Source organism: Stenotrophomonas sp. YJH_SMC_54 (assembly GCF_059368435.1).
Map to the genome: position 1 here is coordinate 21237 of NZ_JCAFRS010000002.1, position 11776 is coordinate 33012.

Annotated in this window: 12 protein-coding genes and 3 tRNA genes; 11 read left to right on the forward strand and 4 right to left on the reverse strand. The window is 66.6% G+C overall.

From position 1 onward, the window contains the following. Positions 1-86 precede the first annotated feature (86 nt). Together AC5P5S_RS02400 and AC5P5S_RS02405 are read right to left on the reverse strand one after the other, a co-directional pair. Positions 87-2417, reverse strand: coding sequence for a TonB-dependent receptor (locus tag AC5P5S_RS02400; protein ID WP_062606499.1), 2331 nt, complete (start codon positions 2415-2417; stop codon positions 87-89). A gap of 180 nt (positions 2418-2597) precedes the next feature. Beyond that, positions 2598-3179, reverse strand: a complete 582-nt coding sequence (locus AC5P5S_RS02405; protein WP_062606498.1) for a TetR/AcrR family transcriptional regulator — start codon at positions 3177-3179, stop codon at positions 2598-2600. Between the two features lie 101 nt (positions 3180-3280). Here AC5P5S_RS02405 and AC5P5S_RS02410 point away from each other — a divergent pair, with 101 nt between their 5' ends. The 6 genes from AC5P5S_RS02410 (at position 3281) to AC5P5S_RS02435 (ending at position 7039) form a co-directional block, all read left to right on the forward strand. Further along, positions 3281-4336, forward strand: a complete 1056-nt coding sequence (locus tag AC5P5S_RS02410) for a sugar phosphate isomerase/epimerase family protein (RefSeq protein WP_062606496.1) — start codon at positions 3281-3283, stop codon at positions 4334-4336. 21 nt (positions 4337-4357) lie between these two features. Beyond that, the gene (locus AC5P5S_RS02415; protein ID WP_062606494.1) at positions 4358-5251 is read left to right on the forward strand and encodes an alpha/beta fold hydrolase; all 894 of its coding nucleotides are present in this window, start codon (positions 4358-4360) and stop codon (positions 5249-5251) included. Further along, on the forward strand, positions 5241-6167 hold the full coding sequence (locus AC5P5S_RS02420; protein WP_062606492.1) for an alpha/beta hydrolase: 927 nt from the start codon (positions 5241-5243) through the stop codon (positions 6165-6167). The genes AC5P5S_RS02415 and AC5P5S_RS02420 overlap by 11 nt, the downstream gene beginning before the upstream one ends. A gap of 94 nt (positions 6168-6261) precedes the next feature. Beyond that, positions 6262-6337 (forward strand) — tRNA-Ala (locus AC5P5S_RS02425). A gap of 117 nt (positions 6338-6454) precedes the next feature. Continuing rightward, positions 6455-6889 (forward strand): hypothetical protein, encoded by a 435-nt coding sequence (locus AC5P5S_RS02430; protein WP_062606489.1) that lies wholly within the window; start codon positions 6455-6457, stop codon positions 6887-6889. Positions 6890-6898: 9 nt separating this feature from the next. After that, positions 6899-7039, forward strand: a complete 141-nt coding sequence (locus tag AC5P5S_RS02435; protein WP_176394336.1) for a hypothetical protein — start codon at positions 6899-6901, stop codon at positions 7037-7039. 6 nt (positions 7040-7045) lie between these two features. Here the strand turns inward: AC5P5S_RS02435 and AC5P5S_RS02440 are convergent, their stop codons facing one another. Then, a complete protein-coding gene (locus AC5P5S_RS02440; RefSeq protein ID WP_062606487.1) occupies positions 7046-7807 on the reverse strand; it encodes an SDR family oxidoreductase in 762 nt (253 codons plus the stop codon). 132 nt (positions 7808-7939) lie between these two features. Here AC5P5S_RS02440 and AC5P5S_RS02445 point away from each other — a divergent pair, with 132 nt between their 5' ends. Next, positions 7940-8782 carry a bifunctional transcriptional activator/DNA repair enzyme AdaA gene (locus AC5P5S_RS02445; RefSeq protein WP_062606486.1) on the forward strand — a complete coding sequence of 281 codons (843 nt, stop codon included), beginning with the start codon at positions 7940-7942 and terminating at the stop codon, positions 8780-8782. Positions 8783-8843: 61 nt separating this feature from the next. Here AC5P5S_RS02445 and curA read toward each other — a convergent pair whose 3' ends face one another. After that, positions 8844-9860 carry an NADPH-dependent curcumin/dihydrocurcumin reductase gene (gene curA, locus AC5P5S_RS02450; RefSeq protein WP_062606483.1) on the reverse strand — a complete coding sequence of 339 codons (1017 nt, stop codon included), beginning with the start codon at positions 9858-9860 and terminating at the stop codon, positions 8844-8846. Between the two features lie 290 nt (positions 9861-10150). Here curA and AC5P5S_RS02455 point away from each other — a divergent pair. The 4 genes from AC5P5S_RS02455 to AC5P5S_RS02470 all read left to right on the forward strand — a co-directional run bounded on the left by AC5P5S_RS02455 (position 10151) and on the right by AC5P5S_RS02470 (position 11765). Continuing rightward, positions 10151-10226 (forward strand) — tRNA-Phe (locus AC5P5S_RS02455). A 72-nt stretch (positions 10227-10298) separates the two neighbouring features. Beyond that, a tRNA-Phe gene (locus AC5P5S_RS02460) sits at positions 10299-10374 on the forward strand. Between the two features lie 193 nt (positions 10375-10567). Then, positions 10568-11119 (forward strand): lipocalin family protein, encoded by a 552-nt coding sequence (locus AC5P5S_RS02465; protein ID WP_062606481.1) that lies wholly within the window; start codon positions 10568-10570, stop codon positions 11117-11119. Between the two features lie 169 nt (positions 11120-11288). Further along, positions 11289-11765 (forward strand): LEA/WHy family protein, encoded by a 477-nt coding sequence (locus tag AC5P5S_RS02470; RefSeq protein ID WP_049430351.1) that lies wholly within the window; start codon positions 11289-11291, stop codon positions 11763-11765. The last annotated feature ends 11 nt before the right edge of the window (positions 11766-11776 follow it).

Sequence of the window (11776 nt, forward strand, 5' to 3'; positions counted from 1 at the left end):
CAACGAAAAGGGCGGCCCGGATCACCGGGCCGCCCTTTGCATTCCAGCAGTGCGATGGCGGGATGCCCCGCCATCGCGACAGCGCATTACCAGTTCATGTTCAGCGAGACACCCACGGTGCGCGGCTCGTTGTAGACCGCGGCCATGTAGTTCTCGATCACACCCTTGAGGTTCTTCTCGTTGGTGATGTTGCGCGCGAACAGCGCCACTTCGTAGGCACCGTAGTTGCCCGAGTAGCCGATCTTCAGGCCACCCTCGAAGTCACCCTTGGAGTTGAACTCCTTGCTGTCGTACAGCACGAAGCTGGTGTAACCCTGCTTGTTCCAGTCGGTGGACACGAACATGGTGCCCGCGTCGCTGACCGGGAAGTCGTAGCGGGCGGCCAGGTTGACGTTGTACTTCGGCGCGTTCGGCAGCGGGTTGCCGTCGATCTGGGCGAAGGTGTTGGCACCGACCTTGATGGTCGGGTCATTCACCGTGCACACCACCTGGCCGTTGAGGCCGCAGACCTGCGCATACACGCGCTTGTCCTTGATCTCGCTGTGCAGCAGGCTCAGGCCGGCGCTCAGGGTCAGGTTCGGGATCGGGCGCAGCTCCATGTCCGCTTCGAAACCGTAGGCCTTGGCCTTGTCGGCGTTGAACAGCACGCCATTGCCGTCCGAATCGTTGCCGTTGAGCTGGATGTCGTTGACGGTGTAGGTGAACGCGGTGGCGTTCAGGCGCAGGCGGTTGTCCCACAGGCTGCTCTTCACGCCCGCTTCCCAGGACAGGATCGTCTCGGAATCGGCGGTGGTGAAATCGGCATTGAACACCGCCGAACGGCCCTGGATGGTCGGGCCACGGAAGCCACGCGCGACCTTGGCGTAGACGCTCACGTCCGGCGTGATCTGGTACATCGCGCTCAGATCCCAGCTCGGGGTGGTGTCGGACATCCTGACGTCGGTGCGGCCCTTGTAGGTAACCACGCCGGCAGCGGTATCCGCGGTCTTCAGCAGGCGGGTGTGCTTCTCGTCCTTGGTCTGGCGCAGGCCGGCGGTGACGGTGAACTTGTCGGTGAAGGCGTAGCTCAGCTGGCCGAAACCGGCCCACGAGGTGTTCTTGTTGCGCAGGCGCACCCAGTTGTTCGGGTTGCGGGCCGCGCCCTGCAGGAACCACGCGCGCTGGTAGAAGTCGGTGGTGTCGCTGCCGTTGAAGTAGAACGCACCGGCCTGCCACTGCAGGGCGCTGTCATCATGGCTGGCCAGGCGGAATTCCTGGGTCCACTGGTCCAGGTCACGGATGCGGCCCATCGACTGGCCGTAGCCGTTCGGCACGCCGTTGACCGGGAAGTTCACCGCGGCGCCGCCGTCGGTGTCGCCGCGGCTGTAGCCGGAGGTGGTTTCGTAGGCGGTGATCGAGGTGAAGTCGATCGCGCCGAAGTCATAACGCGCCTTCACCGAACCGCCGTAGGTCTTGTAGGCCTGCGGGTTGTTGTCGGCTTCGTCGTAGGCGACCTTGTCACGCGGCACGTCGGTCTTGTTCGAGCCCTTGGTCAGCGCACCGCGCAGGAACAGGGTCGAGGTGCCCTCGTAATCACGGGCGTGGGCCGAGGCCAGGATCGAGAACTGGTCGCTCGGGGTCAGCAGCAGCTGCGCGCGTACGTTGCGGTCATCGAAGCCGCCCATGGCGTTCTTCTTTGGGCTGACCGTGCCGTCGGCGCTCGGGCCGCGGTAGGTGTTGTCGACGTAGTCGTCGCGGTGCTGGTACAGGGCCGACACGCGGAACGAGGCGATGTCGTTGATCGGGCCGCCGAAGCCGCCGTCGATCGACACGCTGTTATAGGTCGCATAGCTGGCACTGACGCGGCCGGTGTAATCCTGGGTCGGCTTCAGGGTGTCGAACTTGACGATGCCGGCGGTGGTGTTGCGGCCGAACAGCGAACCCTGCGGGCCGCGCAGCACTTCCACCTGGTCGACGTCATAGACCGGGTTGGACTTCAGCACCACGTGCTCCAGCACCACGTCGTCCTGGATGATCGACACCGGCTGCGAGGCACCCAGGTAGAAGTCGATGTTGCCCAGGCCACGGATGTAGAAGCGCGGGAAGATGCGGCCGGTGGTGGTTTCCGCATACAGGCTCGGCACGCGGCCGGACAGCGCCAGCAGGGTGTCATCGCCGCCGGCGGTGAAGTCGCGCATGCGCTCGCCCTGCACCACGCCCACCGAGACCGGCACTTCCTGCAGGTTCTGCTCGCGGTGTTCGGCGGTCACGGTGATCGTGTCCAGCCCGGTCGGGGTCGGCGCGCTGTCCTGCGCGGCGGCACCGAAGCTGCCGACCAGGGCCAGGCCGGCACAGGCCAAGGCCAGCGGGTGGCGGCGGAAGGAAACAAGGGAAGACGACAGACCCGACAGGCGGCGGGAATCGGTATGGGAGGGCATGCAATGCTCTGAGGAGGCGTCCGTGCGGCCTGCGCGGGCCGGGCGGCAAAAAGGGGGAAAACTGCGCAAGCGGCCATTATCCCCCAAATTGTTACGATTTCGTTGCGCGACCCCCAAACCCGGCGAAACAAGCGGTTTCGGCACAGTCGCCGGGCATTCCGCACGCCCTGAAGGCTTGACTCAGGGCAGCGGCCCCAACGCCACATCGACCATCGCCAGCAGTCGCTCGCGGCTGATCCCGTCACGGGCCTGCACCGAAATGCCGTGCAGCACCGTAGCGAAGTGATCGCCCAGTGCCTGCACCGCCACATCGCCGGCCAGCTCCCCTTCGGACTGCGCCTGCTGCAGGCGCGCGATGATCGCCGCCGTGCGCTGGCGACGATGGCTGGCCAACCAGTCCCGCACGCCCTCGCCGTCAGGCGAAACGCTGCTGGCCGAGGACACCACCAGGCAGCCATGCGGACGCCCACGACGGGTGTAGGTCAGCACCGCCTCGCGCAGCATGGACCCGATCGCCTCGCGCAGCGTGGCCTGCTCCAGCGCGCGCGGCGCGAAACCACCCTCACCCTCTTCGTACAGCGCAACGGCTTCGCGGAACAGCTGCTCCTTGCTGCCGAACGCGGCGTAGATGCGTGCAGAGGCAATGCCCAGCGTTTCGACCAGTGCCGACATCGACGTGCCTTCGTAGCCGTGCTGCCAGAACAGCAGCATCGCCTTGCGCAACGCCTGGTCCCTGTCGAATTCGCGCGGTCGCCCTGCCATCTGCCTGCCTGCTCCAGTGAGGCGCGCAGTGTAACGCGGGTGTTGACCATCGCGAGGGTCGCGCCTATTCTTTGTCGATCGACAAACAATTGGAGCAACACATGCAGACCCTCAAGGGCCCCAGCCTGCACCTGGCGCAGTTCGCCGGCGACCAGGCCCCGTTCAACTCACTTGCCAGCATTGCCGAGTGGGCCGCTGGCCACGGTTTCAAGACACTGCAGATCCCGGCCTGGGATGCACGCTTGTTCGACCTGGCCACTGCCGCCGACAGCCAGGACTACTGCGACGACATCCGCGGCACCCTGGCCGAGCACGGCCTGCAGGTCAGCGAGCTCACCACCCACATCCTCGGCCAGCTGGTGGCGGTGCATCCGGCCTACGATGAACTCTGCGATGGCTTCGCGCCGGAAGCACTGCGCGGCAACCCGAAGGCGCGCAGCGAATGGGCGCAGCAGCAACTGCACCTGGCCGCCCGTGCCTCCCGCCGGCTGGGCCTGCAGGACATGGGTACCTTCTCCGGCTCGTTCGCCTGGCCCTACCTCTTCCCGTTCCCGCAGCGCCCGCCGGGCCTGATCGATGCCGCCTTCGACGAACTGGCGCGCCGCTGGCGGCCGATCCTCGATACCTGCGAGGACAACGGCATCAACCTCTGTTACGAGATCCATCCCAGCGAAGACCTGCATGACGGCACCAGCTTCGAGCGCTTCTTCGAACGCGTCGGCCAGCACCAGCGCTGCCGCATCCTGTTCGATCCCAGCCACTTCGTGCTGCAGCAGCTGGACTACCTGGAGTACCTGGACATCTATCACCCGCTGATCCGCATGTTCCATGTCAAGGATGCGGAGTTCCGTCCCAGCGGCCGCCAGGGCATCTATGGCGGCTACGCCGACTGGACCGAACGGGCCGGTCGCTTCCGCTCGCTGGGCGATGGCCAGGTCGACTTCAAGTCGATCTTCTCCAAGCTGGCCCAGTACGACTACCAGGGGTGGGCGACGCTGGAGTGGGAGTGCTGCCTGAAGGACCAGGAAGCCGGTGCACGCGAAGGCGCTGCATTCATCCGCGACCACATCATTCCGGTCACCGACAAGATCTTCGACGACTTCGCCGGTGCACCGATCAGCACCGCGCAGATGCAGCACATGCTCGGCATCGCCTGAGCCCCCACGGAGCACTCCCCCATGACGACTTCCCTTCCCGCTGGCGCTGCCGGCGACGACGCCCTGCGCCACCACTACCTGCGCATCGATGGCCAGCGCGTGCATTGCGTCTCCGCCGGCCGCGGTGAGCCGGTGCTGCTGATTCCCGGCTGGCCGCAGACCTGGTATGCCTGGCGCCACGTACTCCACGCCCTGGCCGAGGCCGGTTTCGAAGCCATCGCGGTCGATCCGCCGGGCATCGGCGAATCCGATCGCCCCAGCCACGGCTACGACACCGGCAGTGCCGCCGCCGTGCTGCACCAGACCATGCGGGCGCTGGGCCACGAGCGCTACCAGGTGGTTGGCCATGACATCGGCATGTGGATCGCCTATGCACTGGCCAGCGACCAGCCACAGGCCGTGCGCCAGTTGGCCGTGACCGAAGCGGTGATTCCAGGTCTGGCGCCGGAACCGGGCATCTTCGCCGCACCGGCCGACAACATCTTCCTCTGGCATTTCATGTTCAACCAGGTGGCCGACCTGCCCGAGGCACTCATCAGCGGTCGCGAGCGCGCCTACCTGGAATTCATGTTCGACCGCTGGTCGTATCGCCGCGATGCAGTGGCCGCCGACACCTACATCGCCGCCTACAGCCGCCCCGGCGCGCTGCGGGCCGGCTTTGCCTGGTACCGCGCGATTCCGGAAACCATCCGCCAGAACAAGCAGCGTGCGCAACGCCGGCTGGCGATGCCGGTGCTGGCCATCGGCGCCGAGCACGCCACCGCCGATGCGCCGATGCTGACCCTGCAACCGCATGCCGACAACGTGCGCGGCAGCATCGTGCCGGGCTGCGGCCACTTCATCATGGAAGAAGCGCCGCAGGCGTTCCTGGCGCAGCTGCTGCCGTTCCTGCAGGAGGCGCGCCATGCAGCTTGAACCCGCGCTGCAGCAGTTCGTCGATGCCGTTGCGGCCCATCCGCTGCCGGAGGACCTGCGCGAGCTGCGTGCGATCAGCGAGAGCGCGCTGCCTCAGCTGCAGGGCGCGCCGCAGCCGGTTGCGCATGTGATCGAGCATGCGGTGATCGCACGCGACGGCCACGCGTTGGAAGTGCGCCTTTACACACCGGAAGGGCTGCCCGATGGACCGGCACCGGCGTTGTTGTTCGCGCATGGCGGCGGATGGTTCCAGTGTTCGCTGGCGGTCTATGACGGCCCCTGCCGCGCGCTGGCCAATGCCAGCGGCTGCGTGATTGTCGCCGTGGGCTACCGGCTGGCGCCGGAACACCCGTTCCCGCTGCCGCTGCACGACGTTGCCGACGCCTGGTCGTGGCTGCAGGCCAACGCCGAACGCTTTGGCTTGGACCCGCAAAGGTTGGCGATCGGCGGCGACAGCGCGGGTGGCAATCTGGCCGCCGCGTGCTGCCTGCTGCTGCGCGATCTCGGCCTGCCGCAACCGTGCCACCAGTTGCTGCTGTACCCGGCACTCGACGCCAGGATGGGCAGCGATTCCTACCGCGACTACGCCACTGGCTACTACCTCAGCGCCGAACTGATGCAGCGTTGCTGGCAGGCCTATCTCGGTCATCCGGCCACACCGCCGGCATTGGCCTCGCCTGCCCATGCAACGGATCTGCATGGGCTGGCGCCGGCCTCCGTGCTCAGCTGCGAGCACGACCCGCTGCGTGATGAGGCCGAACAATACGCACGGCTGCTGCAGGCGGCAGGTGTCGACTGCACGCTCGAGCGGTTGCCCGGGATGATCCACGCCTGCATCCACCTGCACGCGGTCAGTGCCAGCACCGACGTGGCAGCACGTCGTGCCGGCGCGCTGCTGCGCCGGGCCCTGTCCTGAACCGGTCAGGGGCGGTAGCCGACGCGGCGCGACCACCGTCCCGGCCCGGCGCTTGGCAAGCCCGGCAGGCAGCGCTACACTGAAACCCTGCCGTGGGGCCATAGCTCAGCTGGGAGAGCGCGTCGTTCGCAATGACGAGGTCAGGAGTTCGATCCTCCTTGGCTCCACCACTTCATAAGCAAACAAAAAGCCCCGAGGGTCTCCTCGGGGCTTTTTGTTTGGCGTCGGGCTCGTGATAATGCCGTGAAATGCCACCACGACGTCTCATCGCTACCGTAGGAGCACTCATGAAGGGATTTTTTGCAGCTGCCGCCGTCGTCGCATTGCTCGCTGGTTGTTCGGCCACCCGCCCCATCGCGACAGAGGTGGCAAAGCCCGTCCCGGCCAGTCAGATCTTCGCCTACGCCCAGCCCGACACTGACACCGGAACGGTCATCGTGACCCGGGATGTTGGCTTGGCCGGATCAAAGTGTCCTGTCGCCTTCTACGTCGATGGCAAAGTGGCAGCACACGTGGACAATGGGCAGACCATGACGGTGTACATCCCTTCGGGCAAGCACATCCTGGGTGCCGGCCCAGCGGGCACCGGTGTGTGCGGCATCGTGAGCCGTACCGCGCATATGCGCGAAGCGGCTTTCGACGTTGTCGCTGGAGACCGTCTCAAGCTGCGGCTCGGCTTCACCCGTGATGGGACGTACCAGATCACACCGACCGCACTCTGAGCCGCCTTCATGTGCCGCACGCTGGGCGCGGCACTGGGCCGCAAGCTGGCGGGTGGCCGCGCGCGGTTCGACTGGGGCGAAGCCTGGGCCCGGTTCGATCCGAAGGGCTTCGTGGCCAGCAGCGGCCTCCGCTACGTACCACGCTCGTAACCCCACTCAGGTCCGCGTGATCGACACCCCACCCTCCACGCGCATCGCGGTACCGGTAACGAAACTGCTTTCATCGCTGGCCAGGAACAGCGCCGCGTTGGCGATCTCCTCCGGCTCGGCCATGCGCTTCAGTGCGTGCAGCGAGCGCACGAAGTCGCGGGCATCGCCGGTCGGTGCGGCCTGCCGGCCCATTTCGGTATCGGTGCCACCAGGCAACAACACGTTGCTGCGTACGCCGCGCGCGCCATACTCGGCGGCGATCACCTGGCTCAGGCCGATCAGCCCGGCCTTGCTCGACGCATAGGCCGCCATGCCCGGGAATCCCACGGTGTGGCCAACGAACGTGCCAACGAACACCAGCGAGCCGCCGCCGCGCGCCAGCAGTGCCGGCAACTGCGCGCGTGCAGCATGGAAGGCGGCATCCAGATTGGTCGCCATCACCTCGCGCCAGGCGTCCACCGGGAACTCCGCCGCCGGCACGCCCGGGCCGAGCATGCCGGCATTGTTGAGAGCGATGTCCAGGCCGCCGAATGAGTGCTGGGCCAGATCGACCAGCGCCTGCGCCGTGCCCGGGTCGGCGACGTCGGCGGCATGCACCACGGCGTCGCCACCGGCAGCGCGAATCTGCTCGGCCAGCGCCTGCAGCGGCTCCGGCCGCCGTGCGTTGAGCACCAGCTTTGCCCCTTCGGCAGCGAAGCGCAGCGCGCTGGCGCGGCCGATGCCGGCGCTGGCTCCGGTGATGAGTGCGATCTTGTTGTTCAGGCGCATGGTCGTGGCATCCGTTGTGAAGTGGCCGCAACGATGCCCTGCCTCTGGACTGCCAACACTCCGTTTCCGGGCCTCGCTGGCAAGTGCAGGAAACGGAGTTTTCGTGGCTGCGGCACGTGCCAGAATCCGCCCATGGACAGCACCGCCTCCCCCACCACCGACGCCCGCGTCGAACGGGTCTGCCGCCACCTGCAGGCCAGCCTCGACGAACCCTCGCTGCAGGAACTGGCCGACATCGCAGGCTGCAGCCCGACCCGCCTGCATCGCCTGTTCAAGCAGGCAACCGGGCTGACCCCGAAGCAGTACGCTGCGGCACTGCGCGCCGACCGCCTGCGCACTGGGCTGCAACAGCAGGAACGCATCACCGATGCCTTCCACGATGCCGGCTTCGGTTCCAGCGGGCGCTTCTACGAGAACGCACCGAAATTGCTGGGCATGACCCCGAAGCAATGGCGCGCAGGGGGGCGCGGCGAAGTCATCCACTTCGCGCTTGCCGAAAGCTCACTGGGCAGCGTGCTGGTGGCCAGCAGTGCCACCGGCGTGGTCGCGATCCTGCTCGGCGACGATCCGGAAGCGCTGCTGCAATCGCTGCAGCACCGCTTCCGCCAGGCCAAGCTGGTCGGTGCCGACAGCGGTTATGAACAACTGGTGGCACAGGTGGTAGGTCTGGTCGAGGACCCGACGCGGGGCGCCACGTTGCCGCTGGATATCCGCGGCACCGCCTTCCAGCAGCGCGTGTGGCAGGCGTTGCAGCAGATCCCACGTGGCCAGACCGCCTCGTATGCCGACATCGCCACGCGCATCGGCGCCCCGCGATCAAGCCGTGCGGTGGCTCGCGCCTGCGCCAGCAATCCACTGGCGGTGGCCGTCCCTTGCCACCGCGTCGTACGCCGCGACGGCGACCTGTCCGGCTACGCCTGGGGCGTGGCGCGCAAGCGCGAACTGCTGCGCCGGGAAAAGGCCTCGACTGCCTGAAGTGGGTGCCGACCTTGGTCGGCACGCCCGGCGGTAGCGCCGGGCCATGCCCGGCGGACACTCAATCCAGCTTCACCACCAGCTTGCCGAAGTTCTGCCCCTTCAGCAGCCCGAAGAACGCCTCCGGCGCATTCTCCAACCCTTCCACCACATCCTCGCGGTACTGGATGCGGCCCTCGCGCAGCCACTGCGGCATCTCGCGCTCGAAGTCCGGCCACAGATGGTTGAAGTCGTGCACGATGAAACCGCGCACGGTCAGGCGCTGGCGCAGGATCTGGCTGAACAGCGCTGGCAGCCGGTCCGGCCCGGGCTGTTCAACGCCGCGTTCGTTGTAGGTGGCGATGGTGCCGCACACCGGAATGCGGGCGAAGTCGTTGAGCAGCGGCAGCACCGCATCCAGCACGTGCCCACCCACGTTCTCGAAATACACGTCGATGCCCGCGGGCACCGCCGCGCGCAGCTGTTCGGCAAAGTCGGCCGCACGATGATCCAGCGCCACGTCCACGCCCAGCGTCTGCAGGTAGGCACGCTTGGCTTCACCACCGGCGATGGCGACCACGCGCGCGCCCTGCAGCTTGGCCAGCTGCGCAACAGTTGCGCCCACCGGACCGGTCGCGGCCGCGACCACCAGCGTCTCGCCCGGCTTCAGGCGGGCGATCTCATGCAGGCTGGAATACGCAGTGAATCCGGGCATGCCATACACGCCCAGCGCCGTGCTCAGTGGCAGCCCGGCCGGATCGAGGCGACGCCCCAGTGCCTTGCCCGGCAGTACCGCATGGGTCTGCCATCCGCCTGGCGCCAGTACCAGGTCACCCACCGACACGCCGTCTGCCTTCGACTGCAGCACCTCGGCCACGGTCTGGCCTTCCATCACCGCATTGATGGCCACCGGCGCGGCATACGAGGGGCCCTCGTCCATGCGTCCACGCATGTACGGGTCCAGCGACAGGTAGCGGTTGCGCAGCAGCACCTCACCCTTCGCCAAGGCCGGCAGTGTCGCCTGTTCAAGGCGGAAGTCGGCTGCCGTGGGCGCGCCCTGCGGACGCGAGGCCAGCAAACGATCGCCGGAAACGGCCACGAAAACAGCGTTCCATCGCCCGCCCAGACGCGGCACCGACACAGGCCTTGCCGTTGCGGCATTGCCGATCACCGCGGCCTGCTGATTTCCGCCACAGGGGATGATCAGGATCGCGCCGGGGCGCCCGGATCGATTCCAGGCCCTTCCCGCCCTGCACCTCGACGGCGGATCAAGTACTTGCAGGCGCGCAGACGGCAATGTGAAGAATTCTTGGCAAAACGCTTGCCGAAGACTGCCGACCTCCGTAATATACGCCTCCTTGGCAGCGACCTCGCTGCTACGAAACATGTGGCCGAGTAGCTCAGTTGGTAGAGCAGGGGATTGAAAATCCCCGTGTCGGCGGTTCGATTCCGTCTTCGGCCACCACTTTCGAAGGCCTGCAGAAATGCGGGTCTTTTTTTTCCGGAAACCGCATTCACCGCGGTCGCCACACAATTTGGCCGAGTAGCTCAGTTGGTAGAGCAGGGGATTGAAAATCCCCGTGTCGGCGGTTCGATTCCGTCTTCGGCCACCATCTTCAGAGACCTGCAGAAATGCAGGTCTTTTTTTTGCCTGCGACCTGCCATCCACGCATGGCGTGGATCTACCTGGCGCTGGCCCCTTCCACGGCGTCGATCCATGCCAGGCCACCGCCGTTTGGTTGACGAAACATTTACACCGGTAGCCGGCGCGGCACCTACGCTGCAGATTCCTGCCGGAGCCTGCCGATGCAACTGCGCCCCACCCTGCTCGCCTGCCTGCTGTTGGCCGCCGCCCCGGTGATCGCCGCCGAGCCATTGCGGGCGGTCGACAGTCTGGACATCGATCGCTACGCAGGCCAATGGCACGAGATCGCGCACCTGCCGGTGTCGTTCCAGAAGCAATGCGTCGGCGAGATCACCGCCAACTACGGGCTGCGCCGCGATGGCCGCATCAGTGTCACCAATGCCTGCCGCAACGCTGACGGCGAACGCGTGGTCGCTGAAGGCGTGGCACGCCCGGTGGCCGGCCATCCAGGCCAGTTGCAGGTGCGCTTCGTTCCGGACTGGCTGAGCTGGGTGCCACTGGTCTGGGCGGACTACTGGGTGCTGGCACTGGACCCGGACTACCAGTGGGCGCTGGTCGGTGAACCGGACCGGAAATACCTGTGGATTCTCTCGCGCCTGCCGGAAATGGAGCGCGCCCGGTTCGAACAGTTGAAAGAAAAAGCCGAAGCCATGGGCTACGACCTGGCCCCGTTGCGCCTGATGGCCCCGCTTCGCGATACGCCTGCCGATTGAACTGCAATTCAATCCGCACGCGCACCGAGCGCCCGAAGATCCAGCGCTGCGCACGCCCAGCCGCCATCTTCACGCGCTACCCTCTGCGACGGGTCGCCACAGGCGATCCAAACGACCATACGCCGTAGTATGCTTATTCCAACGCACCGCCTCCAGAGGACCTGCGCCCATGCTCCACCGTTTCCGTATCGCCTTGATCGTCCTGAGTACCCTCGCCCTTGCCGCCTGTGGCAACGGCATCGTCAAGCGTGTTTCGGAACCGGCGGCCAGCCTGCAGCAGCTGACCGTGCGCGCCGACGGCAACTGGACCGTGGCCCTGCGCCTGCAGAACTTCAGCTCGATGCCGATGACCTTCGACGATGTCTCGCTGGCGCTGACCGTTGGCGACAGCGACGCCGGCACCCTGCAGGCCAAGCCGGGCATTTCCATCGGCGGCACCTCGGCCGACGTCATCAACGTCGACCTGGTACCCAGTTCGGCCGCACGCCTGGTGGTGGCCGATGCACTGGCCGGCAACCGCACCCTGGCCTATGGCCTGAAGGGAACAGTCGCGGCCACGCCGCAGGAAAAGAAGCAGCGCAGCTTCGATATCAGCAGCCGCAGCACCCTCAACCAGGCCCCGGGCCTGCCGGGCGTGCTGCGCTGATTCCCACCTTC

What these genes read in the sequence shown, in the direction of transcription:
- AC5P5S_RS02400 (WP_062606499.1), bottom strand. Translation starts at nt 2,417, where the DNA reads ATGCCCTCCCATACCGATTCCCGCCGCCTGTCGGGTCTGTCGTCTTCC.
- AC5P5S_RS02405 (WP_062606498.1), bottom strand. Translation starts at nt 3,179, where the DNA reads ATGGCAGGGCGACCGCGCGAATTCGACAGGGACCAGGCGTTGCGCAAG.
- AC5P5S_RS02410 (WP_062606496.1), top strand. Translation starts at nt 3,281, where the DNA reads ATGCAGACCCTCAAGGGCCCCAGCCTGCACCTGGCGCAGTTCGCCGGC.
- AC5P5S_RS02415 (WP_062606494.1), top strand. Translation starts at nt 4,358, where the DNA reads ATGACGACTTCCCTTCCCGCTGGCGCTGCCGGCGACGACGCCCTGCGC.
- AC5P5S_RS02420 (WP_062606492.1), top strand. Translation starts at nt 5,241, where the DNA reads ATGCAGCTTGAACCCGCGCTGCAGCAGTTCGTCGATGCCGTTGCGGCC.
- AC5P5S_RS02430 (WP_062606489.1), top strand. Translation starts at nt 6,455, where the DNA reads ATGAAGGGATTTTTTGCAGCTGCCGCCGTCGTCGCATTGCTCGCTGGT.
- AC5P5S_RS02435 (WP_176394336.1), top strand. Translation starts at nt 6,899, where the DNA reads ATGTGCCGCACGCTGGGCGCGGCACTGGGCCGCAAGCTGGCGGGTGGC.
- AC5P5S_RS02440 (WP_062606487.1), bottom strand. Translation starts at nt 7,807, where the DNA reads ATGCGCCTGAACAACAAGATCGCACTCATCACCGGAGCCAGCGCCGGC.
- AC5P5S_RS02445 (WP_062606486.1), top strand. Translation starts at nt 7,940, where the DNA reads ATGGACAGCACCGCCTCCCCCACCACCGACGCCCGCGTCGAACGGGTC.
- AC5P5S_RS02465 (WP_062606481.1), top strand. Translation starts at nt 10,568, where the DNA reads ATGCAACTGCGCCCCACCCTGCTCGCCTGCCTGCTGTTGGCCGCCGCC.
- AC5P5S_RS02470 (WP_049430351.1), top strand. Translation starts at nt 11,289, where the DNA reads ATGCTCCACCGTTTCCGTATCGCCTTGATCGTCCTGAGTACCCTCGCC.